This window comes from Arthrobacter sp. CC3 (assembly GCF_039907775.1).
In the GTDB taxonomy this organism is placed as follows: domain Bacteria; phylum Actinomycetota; class Actinomycetes; order Actinomycetales; family Micrococcaceae; genus Arthrobacter.
This window is the reverse complement of sequence record NZ_JARCCY010000029.1, coordinates 1-18,705: the sequence shown is the minus strand read 5'-3', so window position 1 is coordinate 18,705 and position 18,705 is coordinate 1. Positions and strand designations below refer to the sequence as shown.

General features: G+C 64.4%; 18 protein-coding genes. 11 read left to right on the top strand and 7 right to left on the bottom strand.

Annotated features, from left to right (window positions below; all coding sequences use genetic code 11):
• Positions 1-63 precede the first annotated feature (63 nt).
• Positions 64-1,374 (top strand): GAF domain-containing protein, encoded by a 1,311-nt coding sequence (locus PV761_RS16545; protein WP_347898396.1) that lies wholly within the window; start codon positions 64-66, stop codon positions 1,372-1,374.
• A gap of 56 nt (positions 1,375-1,430) precedes the next feature.
• Here PV761_RS16545 and PV761_RS16540 read toward each other — a convergent pair whose 3' ends face one another.
• Both PV761_RS16540 and PV761_RS16535 read right to left on the bottom strand, forming a co-directional pair.
• Positions 1,431-2,174, bottom strand: coding sequence for a hypothetical protein (locus PV761_RS16540; RefSeq protein WP_347898394.1), 744 nt, complete (start codon positions 2,172-2,174; stop codon positions 1,431-1,433).
• Between the two features lie 193 nt (positions 2,175-2,367).
• Entirely contained in the window at positions 2,368-3,030 is a 663-nt protein-coding gene (locus PV761_RS16535; protein WP_347898392.1) for a DUF6318 family protein, read from the bottom strand.
• 282 nt (positions 3,031-3,312) lie between these two features.
• On the opposite strand from PV761_RS16535, the gene bioB reads away from it, so the two are divergent.
• The 3 genes from bioB to PV761_RS16520 all read left to right on the top strand — a co-directional run bounded on the left by bioB (position 3,313) and on the right by PV761_RS16520 (position 5,535).
• Positions 3,313-4,347, top strand: a complete 1,035-nt coding sequence (gene bioB, locus PV761_RS16530) for a biotin synthase BioB (RefSeq protein WP_347898390.1) — start codon at positions 3,313-3,315, stop codon at positions 4,345-4,347.
• Between the two features lie 307 nt (positions 4,348-4,654).
• Positions 4,655-5,089, top strand: a complete 435-nt coding sequence (locus PV761_RS16525) for a pyridoxamine 5'-phosphate oxidase family protein (RefSeq protein ID WP_028272086.1) — start codon at positions 4,655-4,657, stop codon at positions 5,087-5,089.
• Between the two features lie 26 nt (positions 5,090-5,115).
• Complete coding sequence (locus PV761_RS16520) at positions 5,116-5,535, top strand: very short patch repair endonuclease (protein WP_028272085.1); 420 nt, start codon at positions 5,116-5,118, stop codon at positions 5,533-5,535.
• Positions 5,536-5,565: 30 nt separating this feature from the next.
• On the opposite strand, the gene PV761_RS16515 is transcribed toward PV761_RS16520, so the two are convergent.
• Positions 5,566-6,774 carry a glycosyl hydrolase gene (locus PV761_RS16515; RefSeq protein WP_347898388.1) on the bottom strand — a complete coding sequence of 403 codons (1,209 nt, stop codon included), beginning with the start codon at positions 6,772-6,774 and terminating at the stop codon, positions 5,566-5,568.
• 242 nt (positions 6,775-7,016) lie between these two features.
• Here PV761_RS16515 and PV761_RS16510 point away from each other — a divergent pair, with 242 nt between their 5' ends.
• Positions 7,017-7,418, top strand: a complete 402-nt coding sequence (locus PV761_RS16510; RefSeq protein ID WP_028272083.1) for an Hpt domain-containing protein — start codon at positions 7,017-7,019, stop codon at positions 7,416-7,418.
• A 41-nt stretch (positions 7,419-7,459) separates the two neighbouring features.
• Here PV761_RS16510 and PV761_RS16505 read toward each other — a convergent pair whose 3' ends face one another.
• Complete coding sequence (locus PV761_RS16505) at positions 7,460-8,215, bottom strand: response regulator transcription factor (RefSeq protein ID WP_028272082.1); 756 nt, start codon at positions 8,213-8,215, stop codon at positions 7,460-7,462.
• Positions 8,216-8,316: 101 nt separating this feature from the next.
• On the opposite strand from PV761_RS16505, the gene PV761_RS16500 reads away from it, so the two are divergent.
• Positions 8,317-9,984 (top strand): ATP-binding protein, encoded by a 1,668-nt coding sequence (locus PV761_RS16500; RefSeq protein WP_347898385.1) that lies wholly within the window; start codon positions 8,317-8,319, stop codon positions 9,982-9,984.
• A gap of 74 nt (positions 9,985-10,058) precedes the next feature.
• On the opposite strand, the gene PV761_RS16495 is transcribed toward PV761_RS16500, so the two are convergent.
• The 3 genes from PV761_RS16495 to PV761_RS16485 form a co-directional block, all read right to left on the bottom strand.
• On the bottom strand, positions 10,059-10,679 hold the full coding sequence (locus PV761_RS16495) for a TetR/AcrR family transcriptional regulator (RefSeq protein ID WP_028272080.1): 621 nt from the start codon (positions 10,677-10,679) through the stop codon (positions 10,059-10,061).
• Between the two features lie 405 nt (positions 10,680-11,084).
• Positions 11,085-12,281: an McrC family protein gene (locus PV761_RS16490; protein WP_043439192.1), complete on the bottom strand. Its 1,197-nt coding sequence runs from the start codon at positions 12,279-12,281 to the stop codon at positions 11,085-11,087.
• A gap of 100 nt (positions 12,282-12,381) precedes the next feature.
• Positions 12,382-14,613 carry an AAA family ATPase gene (locus PV761_RS16485; protein WP_347898383.1) on the bottom strand — a complete coding sequence of 744 codons (2,232 nt, stop codon included), beginning with the start codon at positions 14,611-14,613 and terminating at the stop codon, positions 12,382-12,384.
• 214 nt (positions 14,614-14,827) lie between these two features.
• Here PV761_RS16485 and PV761_RS16480 point away from each other — a divergent pair, with 214 nt between their 5' ends.
• The 5 genes from PV761_RS16480 (at position 14,828) to PV761_RS16460 (ending at position 17,942) form a co-directional block, all read left to right on the top strand.
• Positions 14,828-15,064, top strand: a complete 237-nt coding sequence (locus tag PV761_RS16480) for a PspC domain-containing protein (RefSeq protein ID WP_347898381.1) — start codon at positions 14,828-14,830, stop codon at positions 15,062-15,064.
• Between the two features lie 252 nt (positions 15,065-15,316).
• Positions 15,317-15,574: a hypothetical protein gene (locus PV761_RS16475; protein ID WP_347898379.1), complete on the top strand. Its 258-nt coding sequence runs from the start codon at positions 15,317-15,319 to the stop codon at positions 15,572-15,574.
• Entirely contained in the window at positions 15,550-16,467 is a 918-nt protein-coding gene (locus tag PV761_RS16470) for a GGDEF domain-containing protein (protein ID WP_347898377.1), read from the top strand. Before PV761_RS16475 ends, PV761_RS16470 begins: the two co-directional genes overlap by 25 nt.
• Positions 16,468-17,445: 978 nt before the next feature.
• On the top strand, positions 17,446-17,691 hold the full coding sequence (locus PV761_RS16465; RefSeq protein ID WP_347898375.1) for a type II toxin-antitoxin system prevent-host-death family antitoxin: 246 nt from the start codon (positions 17,446-17,448) through the stop codon (positions 17,689-17,691).
• Positions 17,688-17,942 carry a Txe/YoeB family addiction module toxin gene (locus PV761_RS16460; protein ID WP_347898373.1) on the top strand — a complete coding sequence of 85 codons (255 nt, stop codon included), beginning with the start codon at positions 17,688-17,690 and terminating at the stop codon, positions 17,940-17,942. The genes PV761_RS16465 and PV761_RS16460 overlap by 4 nt, the downstream gene beginning before the upstream one ends.
• Positions 17,943-18,705 lie beyond the last annotated feature (763 nt).

The following is an 18,705-nucleotide window of genomic DNA, read 5'->3' as shown; positions in this document are numbered from 1 at the left end:
GCCCCCTCCCCGATTTCTTCGGGCGGTCCGAGCACGATTCGATGACGAGTTGGGAGATTGCGGATGCGGACGGGCACCGGCGCGATCACCCATCTTCGCGACCTGCGGTTTACCGCTCCGGCGGAGTATGCGCGCACGCTGCGCAAAGCCCACGAAGCCACCATTTCGGGCAACCCCGATCCCTCAATTTCTCCGGGCCTGATCAAGTCCTGGCAGCGTTCGCTGGCGCTGGGCATCGACCCTGATCAACACAGGCCGGTTCACCGGCACGACGTATCCGAAGCACGCTCGCTCAGCGCCGGGCACCGGTTGGCCGCCGTGATGCCGGCGTTGTCCCAGCTGCTGGCGGACGAGTCGTCGGCGGGGCGCCACCTGCTGATCGTCACGGACCGGCTGGGTGAGGTGCTGTGGCGGGTGGGCAGCCGGCAAGCGCTGAGGCTGGCCGACTCGCTCGAGTTTGTGGAGGGCGCCGACTGGTCCGAATCCGGCGTCGGGACCAACGCCATCAGCGAGGCCCTCGTGACCGGCGCGCCGGCGCAGTTATTCTCCGCCGAACACCTGGTGCGCACGCATCACGACTGGGCGTGCACGGCTGCACCCATCCGCGACCCGTTCACGGGCGAAGTGGTGGGAGTACTCGATGTTTCCGGCCCCTTCGAATCGGTGACACCGGACAGCCTCCGCATGGTGCGCTGCGGGGTGCGGCTGGCGGAGGAGTTGTTGAAGTCTGCCGGCGCTCCCGCGGCCAGGGAGCAGATCGGCGGCACGCATATGGGCGGGGTACGTTCGACGCTGATGCTGAGGTTGCTGGGTGACGCTCCCAGCGCCGAGCTCGACGACGGCACACGCCTTCCGCTGACGCTGCGCCGTGCGGAGATCCTGGCCCTGCTCGCCTCCAGGTCCCAGGGGTGGAGTGCCGATGAGCTGGCGTACCGATTGCACGGCGAGGACGGCGCGGCCACGGCTATCCGGACCGAGATGCATCGAATCCGCGGGATCCTCGGCAACGTGGTGGAACCAAACCCGTACCGCTTCTCGTCGGCAGTTCATGTGGTCACGGACGCATCGGTCGTTGCCGGCCACCTGAGGGAAGGCCGGGTGGCCCAGGCACTGGGCGCCTACCCTGCGAAGCTGCTCAACCGTTCGGTGAACCTGTCCATCGAGCTGATGCGGGACGAGCTGAATGAAGCCGTGGGCGCGTCGGTCCGCTCCAGCGGCGACGCACAACTCATCATGCAGTGGTGCGCCAGCGACATGGGTGCATCAGATACCGAAGGCGCGGCGGCCATTGCCAGCTTGATCGGGCCCGGCGATCCTCGCTTTCAGCTGGTCCGGGCCCGGATGGAGCGGGTGGACCGGGAACTGCAGACCTAGCTAGCCGGGGGCGGACTGGGCTGGCTAGGGGGTTGGTCTAGCCAGGAGCTGACCGGCTAGGGGGTAGGCGGCACAGCTCCCGGGCAGCCTTGGCCTTGCGGGTTTTTGATGCAGTCGTCGGCGTAGTTGCGGGTGATGGAACGCCACACACTGATGGTCTGAGGCGGCGAACTGAACTGGCCTTGACCAGGGATTGGCAGTGGCGGGCCGTTGTTGACGGAGTAAGTTCCCTGGAAGTGCGTCGTGAGCACCACTTGGAAATCGCCGGTCTGCGTGTAGACGTGGCTGGTGCGGGTCTTTTCACCCCAGCGGTCCTGCGGCAGAGGGCCGCCTGCGGATTGCTGGGGGCCAAGTGTTGTTCCGTCGCCGTAGCTCCAGGTGTATTGGGCCGGGGTCGCCACAACATGCACCTTCTGGGCCAGGATGGTGATGTCGAAAGTCTGCTCTGCCGAGTCCGTGAAGAAATTCGTCTCGGCTCCGCGAAGGGTATGCGGGCTCGGTTGGGCCGTGACGGTTCCTGCGGCCACGGGAAGCTTCTGGAACTCGTTCTGAATCAATGCCGCAATGCGCGGAAGCAGGTCCTCGGGTCGCGGATCGAAAAGGCAGGTGGGGCCCGAATGGAACGTCCAGGCGGGGTTAGGAATTCCAATTGGCGATTTCAACCACACCACTGGTATTCCATCTTTGCCGTCGGGCCCGTTCTTGCATTCCAACTGTCGCGATAAACAAGGTGTATCGAAATCGGCACCGCCCAAGTGGCACTGGAGTTCGTATTTGTACTGGTTGGGATCAGCCGGCAAGGTGCCCGGTTCAGCCCAGACAAATTCCCCGCTAGGGCCCACAGACCAACCCCCGACTTTGACCTCGTCAGTTCCCCAATCGCCGGTAATCGGCGGCTCTGACTCAGCTGCGAAAGTGAACCCCGGGGCACTGAGGATGGCTACGAAACACAGGGCAACTGTTAGCGCAGCTCGATGGAGCGCCCTCATTTCGCTAGCCAACTATGGGCTGGATGTTGTTGACGTACCAGGAACCGTCTTTGAAAACGGCCAGCATCAGATTTCCCTTGTCATCAGGCTTAGGGTCAGATTTGTGCAAGGTGCCATCGGCGTTGTAATAGGAAAGAGCGCCTTGGGAGACCTGGACGGGCACTTGATAATTACCATCGGCAGCCATCCGAAAAGTAGTACTTATCGCCGGAGTGTCCACTTTTCCTCCGACGATCCACCTGCCGTTCTCGTGCCAACCAGTAATCACCTTCTTTGCTCGCTCACAGGAGCTGCACGCCGAGCTGGTAATAGCCTCCAGCCCAGATACATCGCCAGTTTCGTAGCCGTAGCTAAGCAACTTGAACCAATAAGCCGCGAAAGCTTCCAGCCCTTCCTTCGTCTCCTCCTTGGCGGCTTCGGGCAGCACCGGAACGGGAACGTTCTGGGCTTTTCCCTTGGCGTCGGCGGGCTTGTAGGCCGCGGTGGGAGTCGGCGTCGGGCTTGGCGTGGACGAGGCAGAAGCGGAAGCCGAGGCGGACCCCGACGTACCCTCGTTCCTGGGCGTAGTGCCGCCCCCGTTGCACGCCGACAAAACCAGGACAGAAGCGACGAAAACTGCAGCGGTGGAATAGCGCAACCGTGCGGAAGGCAAAGTACGAGATGTCATGGGCAGCTATTCCCCCGATAGTTTCAAGACGTCCGAACGCCCGCAATAAATCCGGACGATGGTTAAAGGGTAACTGAGGTCACACTTTGGCGCTCAAAGTTATCCACAGCCTCCGGTGTATCACCCGCTGCTTCCGTTAAGAAGTCGCACCGCCCAGACTCCACCCCGAAAACAGCTGCCCAAGTTCAGCGCCTGCTCTTTGTTTACTTCCCACAAAAAAGCCAACAAAAAGCCAAACTAGCGTCAGAGGCGACCAGCCGTCCCCGCGAAAAGGACCCCTCAATGACGATTCAGGCAGCCGTTCCAACCATCGACGAAACAAGCGCGAAAATCCTTGAAACCGCCCGCCGTCAGGTCCTCGAAGACGGCATCGGCCTGACCCACCCGCAGCTCGAGGAGGTCCTCCGCCTCCCGGACGCAGCCCTTTCCGCCGCGCTGCAGCTGGCCCACGAAGTACGCCTCAAGCACTGCGGGGAGGATGTCGAAGTGGAAGGCATCATCTCCATCAAGACCGGCGGCTGCCCCGAGGACTGCCACTTCTGCAGCCAGTCCGGCCTCTTTGACAGCCCGGTAAGAGGTGTCTGGCTGGACATCCCCGAACTCGTCAAAGCCGCCAAGGAAACCGCCGCGACCGGGGCCACCGAGTTCTGCATCGTCGCCGCCGTCCGCGGCCCCGACATCAAACTCATGAACCAGATCAAGTTCGCGATCGACCGCATCAACGAGGAAGTGGACATCAACATCGCCTGCTCCCTGGGCATGCTCACCCAGCGCCAAGTGGACCAGCTCGCCGAATGGGGCGTGCACCGCTACAACCACAACCTCGAAACCGCCCGCAGCTACTTCCCCGAAGTCGTCACCACCCACAGCTACGAAGAACGCCTCGAGACCTGCAACATGGTCAAGGCCGCCGGCATGGAACTGTGCTGCGGCGCCCTGATCGGCATGGGCGAAACCCTGGAACAGCGGGCCGAACTCGCCGCCCAGCTCGCCGCCCTCGAACCCCACGAAGTCCCGCTGAACTTCCTCAACCCCCGCCCCGGCACCCCGCTGGAAAACCAGGGCATCATGGACGGCAAGGACGCCCTTCGCGCGATCGCCGCGTTCCGCCTCGCCATGCCCCGCACCGTGCTGCGCTACGCCGGCGGCCGGGAACTGACCCTCGGCGACCTCGGCACCCGCGAAGGCCTCCTCGGCGGCATCAACGCCGTCATCGTCGGCAACTACCTCACCACCCTCGGCCGCCCCGCCACCGCCGACCTCAACCTCCTCGTGGAGCTGAACATGCCCATCAAGGAACTCCAAAAGACACTATGACCGCCGTGCAGACGAACTCAACCACTGGGGTTTCGACCAGCCCAACCAGCGATCCGGCACAGTATTGCGGGCACTGCGGCGAGCCGTCCGACGACGGCGCCGGCCCGACGTCGGACGTTCACCTCCACTGCGGTGAACGGCTCACGCTGGAACCGCCGCGCTACTGCGCCGCCTGCCGGCGCAGCATGAAGGTCCAGGTCACCCCGCTCGGCTGGACCGCAGAATGTTCCCGGCACGGCGTCACCGTAATGAGAATGCGTCCTTAAGACACTGGCCATCGCCTGCCGCCGGCTGAACAATAGGGCTCATGATGTTCACACACGAAGACGGCAATCCCATTCTGAACCTTGACGATGACCAGTCGTGGAAGCTCCTGGAGGGCACCAAGCACGGCCGGCTGGTTGTGACCGTGGGCGGCGAACCGGATATCTTCCCGGTCAACTACGCCGTGGGCGGCCGCAAGCTGTATCTCCGGACAGCTCCGGGGAACAAGCTTGCAGAGCTGACCATCAACGCCAAAGTCCTCTTTGAGACGGACGGCATCATGTCAGACGAGGCCTGGTCCGTGGTGCTTCGCGGAACAGCGCGGGTCCTGGACCAGTCGGCCGACATCGCGGTGGCGGAATCGCTCGGCTTGAAGCCGTGGGTGCCCACGCTGAAGGACTTCTACGTTGAGATCGAGCCGGTTGCGGTCAGCGGACGGCACTTCCAGTTCGGGGAACATCCGGAGCGCGAAATCTAGGGACGGCAGCCGCCTAAACTTAATTCATGGCTGACCAGCTGACTCCCGAACGGCGCAGCTGGAACATGTCCAGGATCCGGGGCAAGAACACCAAACCGGAGCTGCTCGTGCGGAGCCTCCTGCACGCCAAGGGCTACCGCTACCGGTTGCACGGCAGCGCCCGCGGCGGCAAACTCCCGGGCAATCCGGACCTGGTGTTCGCGGGGCGGCATAAGGTCATCTTCGTCAACGGCTGTTTCTGGCATTTCCACGACTGCAAGGCCGGGCAACACGCTCCCAAGGCGAACGCGGAGTTCTGGGAGGCGAAACGGACCCGCACCAGGAACCGCGACGCCGAACAGCGCCGGCTCCTGGAAGCCTCCGGCTGGAAAGTACTCACCGTCTGGGAATGCGAACTCAAGAACGCCTCTGCCCTGGAAGAACAGCTGGAGCAGTTCCTCGCCTGACGCGGGCCCTACCCCGCCCCAGAAACCGCCCTACGACGCGCGGCGGGCTGCCAACGCAGCGTTGAACGCTGCCGCCGACGCGTCGCTGCTGTTGATGCGCCAGTCCGTTTCTTTCTGCATATGGAACCAGACGAAGCCCTCCACGTCCGCCTGGGCTGCCAGATAGCTCACCAGGTCGGTATTCCACTGCGCTTTTGAGCCGCCGGCTTCGGCCGACGCAACCTCTGCGATCAGGATCGGGAGTCCGGGCGCAAGTGTCCGCAATTGCGCAATGCCTGGCGCGAAGAGATCCTGCGGCGACATCCAACTGCTCCACGACGCCGACGTCCCCCAGTTATAGCCGTCGAGGGCAACAACGTTCACGTAGCCGGCGCCCGGGAACAGTCCGGCAAGATCGGTCGAGCCAAAGTACGGAACGTTCGGGCTCCATACCCAGTCCACGTTGCTGGCGCCGGTTGCTGCAACGACGTCGTGCACGTGCCGCCACGCCTGTACATAGTCGCCGGGCTGGTTGCCGTTCACACCCTCCGCCCACGGGTACCAGTTGCCGTTCATCTCGTGGGCGAACCGTAGCTGGACCGGCTGACCCCACGATGCCAGCGCCTGCCCCCACTGCGTTATGTAGGCGTCAAAGTCGCCCGCGGCGATCCTGTCCAGGGCGTACGTTGGCTGCGCCAGGCCGCCGCCCCAGGCCCACGGTTCCCACGTGATCAAGGGGACGGCTCCGCGGGACCGCACTGCATTCAACTCCGCGATGGGCGGTGCCTGCAGGAAGTCCTTGTAGAACAACACGGTGGACGGGCTCTCCCCCGATATCCGCGCCACTTCGTCCAGCTCGGCTCCAGCCAGCGGGCCGCCCGGCGTGGCCGCCCCAAAGCGGAGCGCCGCCGTGCTCACCGGAGGAATGGCCGGGGCCGAAGAAGTCACGGTGAACACTGCCGAGGACTTGATGGAGGAGGTTTTCGCTGTGATGGTCAACGCCCCCGTGGCCGCCTCGGGGATGGTGATTGAGGTGCTGAAGGTGCCCGCTGCCGCCGTCTTGAAGGAAAACGTGGTGGAGCCTATTATCACGGTTCCCGTGGTGGAAGCCTTGAATCCTGTTCCGCTCACTGTCACCGCCGATCCGACGGGCCCGGTATTGGGGTTCAGGTACACCTGGGCGGCAGCCGGTGCTGCCTGGACGGGCTGAATGGCCGCCAAGCTGAGGCCCAGTGCCACCGCCAGGCCCGAAACAAGCATTTTCACTATCCTGAACACAGCGTCCCCGCAATCGGCTGGTGGCCTGAGAAGCCACAGGTCAGTTCAGTGCCGGCAGACACTTGTCCCGATCTTAAAGCTCAACCGGCCTTCCCCGATCAAGATTGGCGCAAATTTTTCCGGAAAGCGCATTCCAGCTCCGTGGGAGCCCTACTGTAAAAGAGGCAAGGATGTGTCCCGCACCCGTTATCCCGGTTGTGCAGGCCCAAGGGAAGGGGTGTCCAATGGATGGACAGGATGGCGCCGGCCAGCCGTACGTCGACCCCTCCGTGCTGCAAACACTCCGCTGTGAACTCGAGCCCGACGCCGAGTACTGCACCGTGTTCGTGAACAGCTACATCCAGCAGTTGCCCCGGCGGCTCGACCGGCTCCGCCACGCCGTGGAAGCCATGGACCTCGACGCAGCCATGGACGCCGTCCTGAGCGTGAAAACCTCCAGCATGATGGTGGGCGCGGCGTACCTGGGCCGGCTCGCGGATGAGCTCGAAACCATCCTCAAGCACTTGGAATCCCATCCGGAAGCCGTGCCGGAGCATCCGCCCCGGCTTCAGCTCGCGCTCCTGGAAAGCATGGACGCCTGCACCGACCAGACTGTGGCCGGCCTCTCGGCTGCCGCAGCGGCCTAGCCCAGCCCACAGTCCCGGCCGCCCGGGTCCAGCTCCGCGTATCAGCGCTCGGCAGGAGCCAGGCGGTAACCCACACCGCGCACAGTCTGCAGCCAGCGCGGGTTCTGCGGACTGTCGCCCAGCTTCTTGCGGAGGTTACCCATGTGCACTTCCACGGACCGCTCGTCCGCCTCGGAGATGTAGCCCCCGACGTCGTACGGTTCGTCGCGCAGCCGCTTCACCAGTTCGGATTTGGTCCGCACCATCCGGCCCGCCTCAAGAAGCGCGTGCAGCAGGTCGAACTCGGTGCGGGTCAGATGCAATTCGCGTCCGTCCACACTCACGGTCCGCGCGTCGTAGCTGAACTCAAGCCCGTTGTGCGTCAGCGTCCGGCCGTTGCCGGCAGCCACGGCAGGTGCCTTGCCACCGGAGGCGGAGTCCGACGTCGAACGCGGACGGCGCATCATGGCGGCGACTCGTGCGCGCAGTTCGCGGGGACGGAAGGGCTTCGTCAGGTAGTCGTCCGCGCCCGATTCCAGCCCGATGAGGGTGTCCAATTCCTCCGCCCGCGCGGTCAGCATCACAATATAGGCGTCGGAGAATTCCCTGATCTGGCGGGCGACTTCAAAGCCGTCAATGTCTGGGAGGCCCAGGTCCAGGGTGATGACTGCGGGATTGAGCTCCTTGGCGGCAACCACGCCGGCCGCCCCGCTACTGGCCACTTGGACATCGAACCCGGCCTGGACAAGCACAACCCGCACCAGTTCACGGATGTCGTGATCATCCTCGATAACCAGACCCACACGTGATTCACTCATCGCAGCCCCCTCAGTCCGCTCGATACCGTCAGAAGTATAGCGCCCGCCGGATATCGTGGGGGTATGCGTCCAGTAAACCGCACGTCGAAATTTAGCTTGCCATGAGCGGCAACGTCACCTGGGACATCAAGTCTGGCCGGATCCTGTTCTTCCGCCGGCCCTTTCACGAGTACTCCCTGCGGGGACGGGTCACCCTGAGCCAGATGCCGCTGTCCATCACGGCGGCGCTCACGGCCGTCCTGATGTTGTTGTTTTTTCCGGTCACACTGGGTAATCCCCTGTTTCTCGCGTTCCTGGCCACGCAGGTCCTGATCCTTGCGCTGTGCTACTTCACTCCCTGGGACCGGTTGCCGTTTACCAGCTTCCTGGTGATTCCCATCCTTGACTTCATCTCGATCGCGCTGGGCCGGGAGGGTGGGCAGGAGAGCCTGACGGGCATCAGCCTGTTGGCGGTCTTTCCCGTCATCTGGCTATGCGCCTCAGGGCTGTACCCCCGGGCTTCGCTGCTGGTCTCGTTCCTCGGCCCCTTGGGCATTATCTGGGTGCCGTTGTTCCTTCGCGGCGACGTCACCGGGCAGGACCTGGCGCGGACCCTGCTGCTGCCGGTGATGATGCTGGGGATCGGCGTCTCGGTGAGCGTCTTGACGCTGAGCATGGTCCGGCAGCAGCGGGACCTGGAAGAGAAGGACGCTCAGCTGCGGGTCACACTCAAGGAGAGCAAGCGGCAGGAAGAACTGCTGAATTCCGTGCTGGAGACGGTTCACCTGGGCGTGCTGGCTGTGGACGCCGACGGGCACGACATCCTGATGAACCGCAAACAGCGGGAGAACCACCGGCTCGCCGCGCCGGCGGGAAACGGCGACCCCAACGAATCCCAGCTCCTGGTGTTCCGAGCGGACCGGACCACCACCGTCCCGGTCGACGAGCGGCCGGTCCGCCGCGCCGTGATGGGCGAAAGTTTCACGGACAATCTGGTGTGGCTTGGCAGCGGCAGTGACCAGCGGGCCATCACCACCAGCGCCCGCGCCATGCGGGACCAGGACGGCACCTTCGCCGGCTCGGTGATCGTGTTCAGCGACGTCACCGACCTGGTCAACGCCCTTGCCGCCAAGGACGACTTCGTGGCCAACGTTTCCCACGAATTCCGCACTCCGCTGACCTCGATCCTGGGCTACGTGGAGCTCCTGCTGGACGACCACGACGGTGTACCCGATCCGCACCGTGATGCCCTCATGATCATCCGCCGCAACTCCCAGCGGCTGTTGGGGCTTGTATCGGACTTGCTGTCCAGCCGGAACGGGCAACTCATCGTCAGCCCGCAGGCCGTGAATGTGGCCGAGCTCGTGCGCGGCAGCGTCAGTGCCGCCCTCCCCCGCGCCGCTGCCGCCAAGGTACGGCTCGTTGCCGACGCCCCCGACCGGCTGGATGCCCACGTCGATTCGGGGCGCATGTCACAGGTCCTGGACAACCTCGTGTCCAATGCCATCAAGTACTCGCCAAACGGTGGCGACGTTGTGGTGTCGCTGGACTCGGACGGACCGGACCTGGTGTGCCGGGTCAGCGATACAGGCATGGGAATGAGCGAGAAGGACCAGGCCGAGGTGTTTACGAAGTTCTTCCGGACCGGCAACGTGCGGAACACGTCCATCCCCGGAGTGGGGCTGGGCCTGTCCATCAGCAAGGCCATTGTTGAAGCACATGGCGGCAGCATCCAGTTGCGGAGCACGCTGGGAGAAGGAACCACGTTCACGGTCAGGGTGCCGGTCTAGCGGCCTGCCTACCCCGGCGTCCGAGACCGCCGGACACGGCGCTCCGACCGCCGGCCTGCCGGCCGCGGTCAGCCCTATGGCCGGTACTGCTCAATCAGAGTCCGGGCCATCGCCTGCGCACGCTTGGCGGCGCCGGCATCGCCTTCCGTCGCGGAGATGATGGACCCCTTCATAAGGATGTGCCACGAGCGGGAGAAATCCTCGGTGTCGCGGAGTCCCGCCTCCTCGGCGAGCTGCTGGACGTGGCCGCGGATCCTGGCAAGATAGTCGATGCTTGCCCGTCCCAGCGGATGGTTGGCGCCCATTTCCAGCAGGACGTTGATGAAGGAGCATGCTTCAAAATCGTCGCGACTGAACCAGTCGCCGAAGACGTCGAAGATGGCCAGTAGCTGCTCGGTGGGCGTGCCGCCGCGGCGCCGTGCGTCCGCGACGATCATGTCCACGGTCCAGACTCGGTCGCGCTGCTCCAGGAAGGCAAGTACCAGTTCATCTTTGGAGGCAAAGTGCCGGTAGAACGTTGCCTTGGCTACGCCCGCGCTGCTGATCAGCTCGTTGACGCCCACATCGCGGATACCCCGGCGTGCGAACAGCTGGTATGCCGTGTCCACGATCCGCTGCCTCGCGTCGGCGAGGCTGATCGCAGCCTCGGCCTCCGGGGCAGGCTCAATCACTGAGTGGTCTGGCGTGGGGTTCATTACAAATAGTCTAGCGCAAAGGGGAGACAGACTTGTCTGTCTGAGATAAAATTCTTTACATTCCGGTCGGTCGAATTCCCAGGCGTTTGAGCCAGAGCGCTTGTGCCACAGGAGGGTAAGAGATGCCGAAGAAATTGCTGTCAGCCGCAGTGTCCCATCAGGGGGATCCGTGGCAGGCGCGGTCCGGGATCCATGCCGTTGGGGGGCGCGTACGCGGGCGCGTGAATCTTGAGCCGATTCGCCACCAATCGTGGGAAATCATCAATGCAATCCTGACGGACAATGACCCGGAGGGGTCAGAAAACCGCAATCAGCTGCGCCGTTGCCTCAACAAAAACCGGGGCAACCCTGAGAGGGCCTTGCTCATGCACCTCATGTCAATGCCGGGCCGCTCCGCGCCCGCAGTCATTGATTAAGTCCTGCCTGCCGCACCACTTCGCCCCAGGACTGTTGTGCCAGGTCAGCAACAGCTGCCAGGATGTCCGACGGCGGCAGGGACAGATCAAGCGGGTACTCCACCACGTCGATGTCCGTGTGAAGGATGCGGCGGAGTTTCATTTCCCCCGAGCCTGCGTACACAAGCCAGGCAGTGGGGACGCGTAGGGCCGTACAGTAGGCCAGCATCTGGAAGTGGTCCGCGGACAATGACGCGCCCTGGTCCGTGGCCGCCCGGTACTTGGTGTCGTAGACCACCACGGGGCGGCCGCCCAGGAGGTGGACTGCGTCCGGATTCACGGTAAGCCGGTCCGAGTCGCGCACCGCCTCGTTCAGCAGGGCGTTGTACTGCAGCCGCATCTCGCCGGGATAGGCGGCCATGGCTTCGCGGAGGGCAGTGCCCACAAAGTCTTCGAAAACCTGGCCCATGTCCACAACGAACGACGCCGTCTGCTGCTTTCCGTCGCCGGCTTCGGCTGAGGCGTTGCGCAGGATCACCTCGGAGAGGCGGAGCACCGCGTGGTACCGCGCGTTCATCCTCGTCGCCTGCCACGGCGGCAGGGGCGCTCCGGACTGAAGCCGCGTGACGGCGTCGAGCTTTCCCTTCAGCTGCCGCAGGCGGCTCTGGACGTCCGGCCGCACGCGAGGAACCTGGGCCATGCGCTCCAGGGCGGCCCGCAGGATGCGGTTCTCGGCGATGTCTTCGGTGAATTCGTCATACGAAACTTCCAGCGGCACCAGCATGCCGGGGCGGCGCGAGATCTGGTCCGAGATCCGGATCCTGCCCTTCACGGTCCGCAGCGATTCGTCCACTGTGAGGTAACCCTGCAGGACCCCGCGGCTCAGGGCACGGTCCGCCAGCTGTGCCAGCGATTCAGCCAGCGCGCTCCACAGGTCCGAGTCCTCGACGGCGGCCACGGGGTCGTCGCGGAAGCCCTGGTTCCCGGCATAGCTGAGGAGGAACAGCAGCCGGCTGAGGCCCAGGCGGTCTTTGGGCCGTACTTCCAGCTGCACCGTGGGCGTCCGCACGGACCCCACCATGCCCACCGGCTCGATCCTGAACAGGCCCATGCCCATGGGGGACGCCTTGGCCAGGCCGCTGGCGTTCAGGAACGCGGCACTGGCGGCGTCAAGCTTGTCCACCACGCCGCCGGACAGCTCGTCCAGGACAATGTGGCGGACGGCCTTGTCGGCACTGGACGGCTGCCGCGCCGGCAGTGGCGGTACCGCGACGGCGGGCCTTAAGCCTTGAGCCGGCAGCAACTCGTTAGCGGGACGCAAGGCGGCCCAGCAGCTGCTCCAGCCCGAAGCGCTCCTGCAGCTGGGCCCGGTTCAGCTGGCCATGGTAGTGCTCTTCAAGGAGCGGCATGAGCTCGTATTTCCAGATCCGGCGCAGGCCCGCGGGAGTCTGGGCGGCCTTCTTCATGAAGTAGGACGGCCCGATCATGAGGTCGCGGTCCCACTCATCAATCGCGTCGTTGAGGGCGTCCAGGAGGAGCGCCGGGGTGGTGTCCAGGTTCCGGGCCTGCAGGAAGCGAAGCAAAGAACCCTTCACCGGTTCAGTCTTGGGGTGCAGCTCAATGAAGGAGAACCGCCGGCGGATGGCCGCATCCATCATGGCGATGGACCGGTCCGCGGTGTTCATGGTGCCGATGATGTACAGGTTGTCCGGCAGCGTGAACGGCTCGTTGGGGCTGTACTGCAGGTAAATCCGGTCGTCGCGGTACTCCAGCAGGAAGTAGAGCTCGCCGAACACCTTGGCCAGGTTGGCACGGTTCATCTCATCGATGATCAGGAAGTAGGGCTTCTTCTCGTTGCCGGGTTTGGCAGCCTCTTCCGCGAGGCGGCGCAGCGGGCCGGCCACCAGCTTGAAGGAAACCTGCCCCTCGTCCGTTTTGTCAGGCCGGAAGCCTTCGAAGAAGTCCTCATAGGCGTACGACGGGTGGAACTGCACCAGCTTGACGCGCTCGTCGGTGCTGTCCCCGGCAAGTTCGGCCGCGAGGTGCTTGGCCAGGTAGGTCTTGCCTGTTCCGGGCGGACCGTAGAGCACCAGTTGCCGGTTCTCTTCCAGGAGTTCGGCAATTTCCTGCAGCGGCTCCAGGTCCATGTGCAGGGACGCGGCGAACTCCTCCGTCAGCGGACGGAACCCCTCCGGGACGGGTTCGACGACGGCGGCAGGCTCGGCGGCGTCGTCGGCCTCCGCTTCCGCTTCGGCGGGCAGCAGCGCCTGCAGCGCCTGCACTACCCGGGTGACATCGACGATGACCCCGGGCGTGGCCAGCTGGCGCTGGACGTGGCGGGGAAGGTCCGCCATGCTGTGCGCGTCGTCGAACCAGCGGACCTTGCGGCGCATCCGGCGGTTGTCCTCGTTGTGCTCGGGCTCGCCGAGCACCCCGCCCAGTCGGACGGCACCGGCGTGCTGGTACAGGACCAGGTCGCCCGGCTTCATGACCGTGAGGAAGGCGAAGACGGCGGTCTTGTTGTCCTCGCGCTCCACGTAGCCGAGGTGCTTGTAGTCCTCGTCCACGGCGTGCTGCACGACGCCCGCGGTGACGCCGGCATCCAGGAGGCGCAGATGCTCGACGTCGAGCGTCACCTTCTCCTCCCCGTGCCACGCCGCCAGGAGGTCCTTCACGTCATGGTGCGTGCGCAGCAGCCAGGCACGGCGGCCCGGGTCCCCCACCTTGCGCCACTGGCTCACCAGCTGGCGGGCGTACCAGTCGATGCGCTGGCCGGCCTGCTTGTCCAGGTAGAGGCGGATACGGTGGATATCAGCGGTAATTTCGGCTTCGCTGTCACCCTTGGCGCCTCCCACCAGGGAGGCGAACGCGTCCCGGATTTCCTGCCGCTCCACGTCAGCCACCACCGGCTCGAAGTAACTGGGCCAGGCCAGGTACTCAATGCTGCGGCGGATGGCCGGCTGGTCGTCCGGGGTTCCGGACGCGAGCTGATGGAATGCGAGGGGGTCCTTCAAGGCCTTGGTCACAGCATTCGTAGACTGCTGGTCAACATGCTGCACGAAGCGGCACAGCCACTTCAGGTGGTCCCAGATGGTCCAGTTGAACTCGGCGGTGCGGTCGCGGATAACGCCGTGGTCCGTCATGCCTTCGTAGAGCTCGTCCGGGAGTTCCAGCGGAAGCTCCAGCCAGGAGGCCGCTTCAGCCACGCGGGCACGCTTGACCTTCAGCGACTTGACCTCGTGCGCCAGCGGCAGCGACTGCAGGAACAGAAGCTCGACCGCCAGCTGTTTGGCTGCGCGGGAGGCATCCGAGAGGTTTTGCCGCAGGTTGGTCATCATGGGCGCCTTGGAATCCGCGACGCCCCGCTCCAGCCGCTCCAGCAGTTCGCCGGCAGCTGCCGTGGTCCATGTCTGGGTCCGTCCGTCCAGTGCTGACGGCTTTCCCTGCAGGCCTGCCCCGAGGACAAACCACGCCGCGTCCTCGATCTCCTTGGAGATTCCGGGGGCGCGGGTCATGGCAGGCTTCGCGGTGGGGGTCATGCGTTCAAATTTACAGGCTTAACCTGAACGGCAGCACCATGGGGCACTATAAGTTACTGCCCGGTAGGGCTTTGGCCATTATGTATGTTTACATGGCAGCGCCGCCGGGTCGCGCCTGGTTGGCGTCCTTGGCCACGCCCGGCATCCGTGGCTTTCGGCCCTAGGAAGGGCGGCGGGGACGGCCATAGTCTGGCGGCACTACGAGGAGCGTGCCATGACTTTTAACGAGCTGACCCAAAAGACATTCGCGGCGATCCGGGCAACGGGGCTCAGCCGTGGACCGGACAGGTGGATCGGCGGCGTCTGCGGCGGAATCGCAGCCAAGCTTGGCGTGGACCCCAACGCGGCCAGGATCGTTTTCCTGGTGCTGTCCCTGATACCGGGCCCTGCCGTCACGTTCTACATCTGGGCCTGGATACTCCTGCCGGACAGCACCACACACCTTCTGTAACCACAAAGCTGTTGTTGGAGGTCTCCGGAACCCTCGAGCGATCGGGTTGTCGTGTCTTCTGGGCACGGTACTCCTGTAGCTGTCCCACCGAAATTAGCTGTCCCTACCGAAATGTAACTGGCCAGTAATTGGGTTACACGCGCCGGCATGCTCAGATCCCGAAACCGCCGATCCCGTGAGAATGTCAATCCCGTGTCCGGCGCGCAGGGTAGCGGATAGGCTTGGAGTTCCTTCTGGGAGGGGAAACGATTCATGGTGCTTGATGCGGGCGGCCTGAAGCTGGCGCTGGGCGTCGTCTCGCTCACGCTGTGCCTGCTGTTTTTCGGTTCGTTCCGCCGGACCCGGTCCGCGCACAGCGGCTGGTGGTCGGTTGCCCTGGTTTTCCTGCTCTTCGGAAACATCGCATACCTGCTGACCGGAACGTCGCAGCAGGTCTGGGCGGATCCGGCCGGCAACGCCCTGCTGGTGGCTGGGGCCTTCAGCGTGTGGGCGCGGGCTCGCGTTCCCTGAGGCTGCTCCCGACGCCGCGGTGGGAGCTGATCGCCGCGCCCCTCGTGACGGCGGTGGCGTCGTTGCTGGAGAATCCGGCCGCCAACGCCTGGTCCGGGGGCGCGGTGTATTTGGCGATGATGGCCATCGGCATGGCCCTGGCAACATGGGAGCTGTGGCTGTTGAAGCCTAGCGACTCGGAAACCCACCGTGCCCTGGCGCTGGCCGCGGGGATCCTGGCCATCTACTATCTCTGCCGCTTCGTCGTCTATCTCCGGGAAGGACCCGATGGGCCGAACTTCGCCACCTATTTCAGCCCCGCCGTGACCAGCGTGCTCACAATCGTTCTTCTGGTCACGGTGTCCTTCAGCGTGACCGCCCTGAGCAACGAACAGCTCATCAACGGGCTCAACGAACGCGCCACCCGCGACGGCCTGACCGGGCTCCTGAACCGCACGGCCTTCATGGAACTCGCCGCAAAGGAAATCCACCGAGTGCACGCAGCAGGGTCCGTCTCCACGGTGATCCTCGCCGACCTGGACCACTTCAAGGCCCTCAACGACGGGCACGGCCACGCCGCCGGGGACGCCGCGATCCAGGCCTTCGCCGCGGCCTGCCGGGCCTCGGTCCGCGACACCGACTTCGTCGGACGGTACGGCGGGGAGGAATTCATCATCCTGCCACCCGGGGCCGGACCGGAGAGCGCCCGGATCATCGCCACCCTGATCAGCCGCCGCATGGCCCAGGCCCAGACGCCAGCCGGGGTCACGTTCCCGACCGTGAGCTACGGCGCCGCTCCCAGCACAATCGCCGACCCGGATCTGGGACGCATGATCGCGGAAGCGGACACCGCCCTATACCGGGCCAAGGCCCTCGGACGGAACCGCGTGGTCTGCTCAGACCCCCGGCTTTAGCGCCGGACAACTTCTGTGACTGATAGCTTGGCTCCGCCAACGACAGCAAGAACCGACCTTGCTACAGTGAGCATGTCCCGCCGGTCCCATCCCGGCCGGACATCCTTTTGTCCGTCGCTGTTCCCGAGGGATCGTCAGCGGCATCCAGCTCCCTGACAAGGGGAGGTGACCGCTCCATCCCGGGGTCTCTGTCCTTCGTCGGCAGGCGGGCGTACCCTGAGCGCACACCGGGTACGTGCGCGATACAATGCCCCTCACTAGGCGTGCACTCAGAAAGGCAGCATTCAACGCAGATGAACATCAAGGATCAGTGGGACCGCCTCGATCCCTCCACACAGAAGTGGGCTCATCGATAATCCGGGTGTCTGATCCTGCCCCGCACCATCACCTCGACTATTTGCAAGGAGACCGGCACCGACGAAGGTGACCGGCACGGCGAGACCGTGCTCGCCCAGGAGGACCGCGATTTCATCCAGGCGAAGGCACACGAGGCGGAAACTCCGCCACGGGAATACCGTTTCTTCGACGCAACACAGCCCTGAAAGGCCGGGCACCGCTGCCGCCAGGCAGGGTGATGCCCGCAGAACCGCCCTGCCGAGGGGTTCCGGACAGGCCGCCACGAGAGTAAAGTGACCCGAACCCTCGCTCTGATATCGGGGGCACGCGACCGGGACGGCCTGCGGCACCCGGTCATCAGCTACAGCTGCAAACACTGCGGCAACCACTACTCCCACCAGGCACCGGAAGACTGGCGCCGCCCGGCTGGCAGTGGTACGCCTAAACACGCACCGGCCGAAGGCGGCTCACCACAGACGGAGACCCGCGCGCTCCGGTCCGACGCCCACCCGGTACACGGCGAACACTAAAACTGATAGGGCTAGGTCGTCTCAGATCCCCGGAATGGACGCGACCGCGCATCCCCGCCCCCACCTCCACGGAGTGGTACAATATGTGGTACGACTATGGAAGGAGTACGTCATGGCGATCACCGCCTCGCAGGCCAGGGCCGGGCTGTTTCCTCTGATTGAGAAGGTTAACGCCGACCACACACCCATTGAAATTGTGTCCAAAAAGGGCAGCGCCGTCCTGATGTCCCTAGCGGACTTTGAGGCGCTGGAGGAAACGGCCTACCTGCTGCGGACGCCGGCGAACGCGGCGCATTTGCTTGAAAGCATCGCCCAGCACCGGGCCGGATCGGCGGTTCAACGGGAACTGGCAGAGTGAACGTCCTCTTCACCGAAAAGGCTTGGGAGGACTACGTATACTGGACCGCGACTGACAGGGCTATGGTCAAGCGGATCAATCTGCTGATCAAGGACTGCCAGCGCGATCCTTTCGCGGGCATAGGCAAGCCCGAAGCCCTCAAGCATCAGCTTTCCGGATACTGGTCCCGAAGGATCACGGAGGAACACCGGCTCGTCTACGCCGCGGAACCCGCGCAGCTCATCATAATCGCCGCCCGCCACCACTACTGACACCGGGCATGCAACGCCGGGAGGGGGTCTGACCCAACCGTCACAACCTGCCCGCCGAGGCCCAATGTTGACCTGGATCAGGCCGTCACAGCGGTGTTGAATCAAACTGTCACAATCATGCAGCCCGGCGATCATCGCAACATCAGGCAGTTGACCTTCAGCGCGGACGCACCGAGCCCGGTGACCTTATCCAGGCGGTCGCCCTGGTCATATTCATCGCCGTCCGGCCTCATCGGGCAGGATCCGGCGCCTAGAGACGCAGGCGTGGAACGCGGCTCCGGTCCAGCAGAGCTGGCCGGCGGCGTTGGGGTCGGCTAATCCAAAAAGGCCGAACGACGAGGCCGGTTACTCACCGTGTCAGCACCGATCACCCTCGTTCATGAGGAGGCTTCTCGGCAACGCAAGACCGTCCCCACGGAAAACGACGTTCGCCCGGCACGGTTCTTGGCGCCTTTTGAGCACCGGAACGCACTTCCACCCTCAGCCGGCAAACGCAGCACCGCCGGGCGTCCCGACGGATACAACGGCACCCCCGTGAGAGCCACCAATTCGATTTATCAAGTCCATTGACAAAATGTACAAAACTCCGGACTCATAGCACGTCTTTCGGACGGGGGCCAGAAAGATAGTCGCCAGCGAGTGGGTCGACCCGAAGACGTGACTGATTTTCCGTTTGGGGGCGGGATTGTTAGCGGCCGTGAAAAACTGCCCATAGGCGGCCACATAAGTGCCCACTGATGGCCAGCAAAAGTGCCCATTGGTG

Excerpts from the sequence above, each read along its gene's own strand:
- PV761_RS16520 (WP_028272085.1), top strand. The coding sequence starts at position 5,116 with ATGGCTGACCAGCTGACTCCCGAACGGCGCAGCTGGAACATGTCCAGG.
- PV761_RS16480 (WP_347898381.1), top strand. The coding sequence starts at position 14,828 with ATGACTTTTAACGAGCTGACCCAAAAGACATTCGCGGCGATCCGGGCA.
- PV761_RS16465 (WP_347898375.1), top strand. The coding sequence starts at position 17,446 with ATGGCGATCACCGCCTCGCAGGCCAGGGCCGGGCTGTTTCCTCTGATT.
- PV761_RS16525 (WP_028272086.1), top strand. The coding sequence starts at position 4,655 with ATGATGTTCACACACGAAGACGGCAATCCCATTCTGAACCTTGACGAT.
- PV761_RS16475 (WP_347898379.1), top strand. The coding sequence starts at position 15,317 with ATGGTGCTTGATGCGGGCGGCCTGAAGCTGGCGCTGGGCGTCGTCTCG.
- bioB (WP_347898390.1), top strand. The coding sequence starts at position 3,313 with ATGACGATTCAGGCAGCCGTTCCAACCATCGACGAAACAAGCGCGAAA.
- PV761_RS16505 (WP_028272082.1), bottom strand. The coding sequence starts at position 8,215 with ATGAGTGAATCACGTGTGGGTCTGGTTATCGAGGATGATCACGACATC.
- PV761_RS16515 (WP_347898388.1), bottom strand. The coding sequence starts at position 6,774 with ATGCTTGTTTCGGGCCTGGCGGTGGCACTGGGCCTCAGCTTGGCGGCC.
- PV761_RS16485 (WP_347898383.1), bottom strand. The coding sequence starts at position 14,613 with ATGACCCCCACCGCGAAGCCTGCCATGACCCGCGCCCCCGGAATCTCC.
- PV761_RS16510 (WP_028272083.1), top strand. The coding sequence starts at position 7,017 with ATGGATGGACAGGATGGCGCCGGCCAGCCGTACGTCGACCCCTCCGTG.
- PV761_RS16535 (WP_347898392.1), bottom strand. The coding sequence starts at position 3,030 with ATGACATCTCGTACTTTGCCTTCCGCACGGTTGCGCTATTCCACCGCT.
- PV761_RS16545 (WP_347898396.1), top strand. The coding sequence starts at position 64 with ATGCGGACGGGCACCGGCGCGATCACCCATCTTCGCGACCTGCGGTTT.
- PV761_RS16500 (WP_347898385.1), top strand. The coding sequence starts at position 8,317 with ATGAGCGGCAACGTCACCTGGGACATCAAGTCTGGCCGGATCCTGTTC.
- PV761_RS16495 (WP_028272080.1), bottom strand. The coding sequence starts at position 10,679 with ATGAACCCCACGCCAGACCACTCAGTGATTGAGCCTGCCCCGGAGGCC.